This is a genomic window from Oleiphilus sp. HI0117 (genome assembly GCF_001635235.1).
The window spans coordinates 1-3880 of record NZ_LWGA01000937.1; the positions used below are offsets into that span (position 1 = coordinate 1).

Genomic DNA, 3880 nt, shown 5'->3' on the forward strand with positions numbered 1-3880 from the left:
GAACGAACGAACTATCTGAAGGCACAATTACAAACCATTGATGACCTTTGTTTCATTTCTCCTGAAAATAAAAACCAAGCGCGTCAAAGTGGCATTATCTGCTTTCGCATTGAGGGGAAGGACAGCACTGAGCTATATCAAACACTTATGTCACGTAAAGTAATCTGTGCAAACCGGGGAGGAGGTATTCGTTTTTCCCCGCACTTTTATACCACCAAGCGAGTGATCAACCGGGCTGTAGAGATTCTGCGCGACTTAGTCTAAATAATTGGAGTCATTCATTTAAGAACCCTTCTTTTGGCTTTCTCCGTGCAGGCCACCTGCCGCTCTGTGTCCTCTGTGGTGGATTTGTTTTTTGGTTTTGATTTCAAGATTAAACCCCTTAACCACAGAGGGCACGGAGCGCTTTGCTGCACAGAGGAATAATAATTCTCTATAGAGCTCCTCTATAAAATGGGTGCAATTCAGGGCAGAGTAGAACATCTCCCCGAACTCATCATTCCCGAGGTGTTTTTACCAGGAAACCAGCTACGTCGATACCTCGTTCTGACCCTCATGGATCCCGGCTTAAGAGCACACCGGGCTAACAAAGAGACCTGTGAATTATTAGTGCGGGATAAGATCCTGGTGTAAATAAGCTAGGCCGGCTTCCATCAGCTCAAGCTCCAGTACTACTAGCTCACTCGTGATAAAAGGATGAGGTTGATAGGTATTACCTTCAACCAATAGGCTCACTAAGTCTCCGACCAATGGCTGATGCGATACCAACAGCACATTATCAATTCCGGCCTGATTAAGCTGACGAAGCACTTGTTTCGGCGAGGAGTCGGGTGTAATAAAAGGCTTGGTATGAACATCGCACTTCAGCTGGTCTTGATAAACCTTTGCCGTCTGCTGAGCTCTTAGTAAGGGGCTCACCCAAATTTGGCTCACCTCACTTAATATACTCAAATGCTCTTTTGCTAAAGCACTTGTCTGCTGCACACCTCTTTCTGTCAAGGGGCGAGAGAAGTCGCTTTCTGCATAAAATGATGCCTCACCATGCCTGGAAATAAAGAGCTTCATCGCTACTTAATCTCATCCAGAAGCTTGTCTTTAGCTTTTGCTTGCGGCCAATCAGAAAATGGATAGGGCTTCACTTCACTTGCGTAGCTCAGGAATTCACTAATTTGTTTTAGGTACAAGCCCAAAGTCCTACCGGCATCTTTTAAAGATTCACTAGGCTCTCCCGTTGAAAGCTTTAACACGGTTTGAACGAGAGCGATTACAACCAAAACAATATCAGTAAGACTATAAATCAAACAAAAAAGGATCAAATATAAAACTTTTATCACGCGCTACACCTCGTGCTTTGCTAAAGTAAATTCAACATCAGTATTCTGCTCACCAGACATCAATTTTTCGATGATAACTGACAAAGGTACCTGTTTGTAAATCATCATATATAAGCCCTGTACTAATGGCATATATATATCGTTATCGTCCGCATAGCGCTTAACCTGAGCCAGAGTATTCACCCCTTCCGCAACTTCACCCAACTCCTCTACGGCCTGCTCCAAGGTTTTCCCTTTACCAAAGGCATAACCCACCCGGTAATTCCTACTTAGCGGGGAACTACAGGTCGCAATCAAATCACCCACGCCCGACAAACCTAGGAAAGTGAGCGGATTAGCACCCTGCGTTTGCGCAAAGCGCCCCATTTCAGCCAGGCTTCGTGTAAGCAGCATGGCAATCGTATTCTCACCCAAACCCTTGGCTGCAGCGACACCCGCCATAATAGCGTAAATATTCTTCAACGNGCCGCCTAACTCAACACCATAAACATCAGCACTGGCATAGACTCTAAAATAGGAGCAGCCTAGTGCATCCTGAACACCCTTTCTTAAGTCTGAGGACTCGCTTGCAATCACCGTGGCCGTTAGCTCATGTTTGGCTATTTCCTTGGCTAGGTTTGGCCCGCCCATAACGCCCACCTGAAAACCGGGAAGCTCTGCCCGCAAAATATCACTCATCAGGTTTAGTGTGCCCGGCTCGATCCCTTTTGTAGTGCTCACCACCCATTGATCAGGCTTAAGATAGGATTTTGCATTTTCTACAACTGCCCGAAAAGATTTACTCGGCACGGCAAAAAATACGATATAGGCATTGTCAACGGCGTCACTTAAGCTCGTTGTTGGAATTAGGTTTTCATGCAAGGACAAATCAGGCAGATACTTGGTATTAACCCTGGTTTGAATAATGGACTCTACGGATTCTTCACTGCGCATCCATAAATATGTCTTAATCCCGGCTTCGGCAGCAATATTAGCAATCGCAGTTCCAAAACTTCCACCACCCAGAACAGCGATAGCCGATTTGCTATGTGACATGATTTAAGATCTCTTGTTTAGTTGATTAGACTTGTTTGCCAGCTCTTTTTGCTGCAAGACAATAATAGAAGGTCACAAGAGAAACCTGAAGCAGGAAAGCCAAAATACTTTGCTTCCTGACATAATATTAATAACTAAGCTTTATTCACCTTAGCCCGCAACAAAGGCCTGTTCCTCTACATCGCCTTCAAGTGTCGCCACTAAGTCTTTGAACTGTTCACGGTTGTGCTCGTTCAGGTTCATCAAAACCTTGTGAGCATTGAGAACATTGGTTCTTAATTCTTCTTCGGTAATATCTTGGGGTGCCAGCTCAGTCAGTCGTTGGCTCGAGTCTGCCGGTTCAGTTAGAATAAGATAGACACTTTCGAAGCCCATTGTCGTTATGACACGAGTAATGTCAGGGTTAGTCGATACAATGGAAGGCAAGAAGTGGCTTTTTTGCTTCGCCTGAATAGCCAAGCGAGCAAGCAAACCTAAAGTGGTACTGTCAATTAAAGTCGTCTCACTCAAATCAACAACGATTGATGCAAATTCAGGGTCAGACGTCATTGCTTCAATAGCAGAGTCAATCGTTGAGCAAAGATTCAATCGAACCTCTCCCACCAATTTCAACACATAAACGCCGCTGCATTCTGCTTGTAGTATTTTACATTTAGACATAGTCGCTCAACCTTTAATGCTTGTGATTGACATATTCAATATGGAACGTATGTTCTGCATATCGCTACCTTTTACTTCCGTCACTGACTGCACTCACCGAAAGAAAGGCAATATCATCAGGTATTTCTTTTAAGTCGTCCAAGCCTAAGGAAGAGAATAGCTCCGCTACACCCGCCCTGTTTTCTGCTACAACGTCCAGTAGTAGCTGTTCCTTATCATTCAAAGTCTCGCCGGGCATCACCTCGAGAATACCGTCAGAAAATACCGTGATTCGAAATTCCGGTGTAATTTTCCGATGGTAGACTTCGAATTCTGGCTCAGGAAATAAACCAACGGCCATTCCTTTACCTTCTAAATACTCTGCCCGCCCTTGCTCACAATATACTGGCATAGGGAAATGCCCTCCTACCGAATATCGTAATTCCTGGTTTTTCTCATCGAGAATACCTGCAAACATCGTTACATGCTTTCCCAAATCACTTGCCAACAGCTCAAGATTAACACGCTTCAAGAAATCATTCGGACACGAAATCTCATCACTAGAGCCGCGTTTAAAGTTACGCTTTAAACGCATCGTCAGGTTTTTCAGCAATACCGTCACAAATGCAGACGATGCACCATGACCAGAAACGTCGGCAAAATAAAATAAGCTACGATGATCGTCAAGATTAAAATAGTCTAAGAAATCGCCGCTTAAGTACAAAGATGGCATCACTCGATGCTCAAAGAAAATATCGTTCACTTTCTTTTCATTTTTTGGCAGCATTTTCTTTTGAATTTGCAAGCCGGCTTTTTGGTCAGCCCTCAATTCCTGGAGACCCGCGCTCAGTTTCTTATAGCCTTCTTCAAGC

General features: G+C 44.3%; 5 protein-coding genes and 1 pseudogene. 1 reads left to right on the forward strand and 5 read right to left on the reverse strand.

Going from position 1 to position 3880, the window contains the following annotated elements; translation table 11 throughout:
* Positions 1–264 (forward strand): annotated as a pseudogene (locus A3757_RS26930) (aminotransferase); the annotation flags it as partial.
* 342 nt (positions 265–606) lie between these two features.
* Here the strand turns inward: A3757_RS26930 and sixA are convergent.
* The 5 genes from sixA to A3757_RS16790 all read right to left on the reverse strand — a co-directional run.
* Complete coding sequence (sixA, locus tag A3757_RS16770) at positions 607–1065, reverse strand: phosphohistidine phosphatase SixA (protein ID WP_068515010.1); 459 nt, start codon at positions 1063–1065, stop codon at positions 607–609.
* A 2-nt stretch (positions 1066–1067) separates the two neighbouring features.
* Positions 1068–1334, reverse strand: coding sequence for a DUF4389 domain-containing protein (locus A3757_RS16775; protein ID WP_068515237.1), 267 nt, complete (start codon positions 1332–1334; stop codon positions 1068–1070).
* Between the two features lie 3 nt (positions 1335–1337).
* Positions 1338–2369: an NAD(P)H-dependent glycerol-3-phosphate dehydrogenase gene (locus tag A3757_RS16780; protein ID WP_068739966.1), complete on the reverse strand. Its 1032-nt coding sequence runs from the start codon at positions 2367–2369 to the stop codon at positions 1338–1340.
* A gap of 150 nt (positions 2370–2519) precedes the next feature.
* Positions 2520–3029 (reverse strand): STAS domain-containing protein, encoded by a 510-nt coding sequence (locus A3757_RS16785; protein ID WP_068515259.1) that lies wholly within the window; start codon positions 3027–3029, stop codon positions 2520–2522.
* Positions 3030–3093: 64 nt separating this feature from the next.
* A partial coding sequence (locus A3757_RS16790) for a PP2C family protein-serine/threonine phosphatase (protein ID WP_156506374.1) occupies positions 3094–3880 on the reverse strand: 787 nt, incomplete at its 5' end.

Bases quoted from the DNA above. Each gene is read 5' to 3' on its own strand.
- sixA (WP_068515010.1), bottom strand. From the start codon at position 1,065: ATGAAGCTCTTTATTTCCAGGCATGGTGAGGCATCATTTTATGCAGAA.
- A3757_RS16785 (WP_068515259.1), bottom strand. From the start codon at position 3,029: ATGTCTAAATGTAAAATACTACAAGCAGAATGCAGCGGCGTTTATGTG.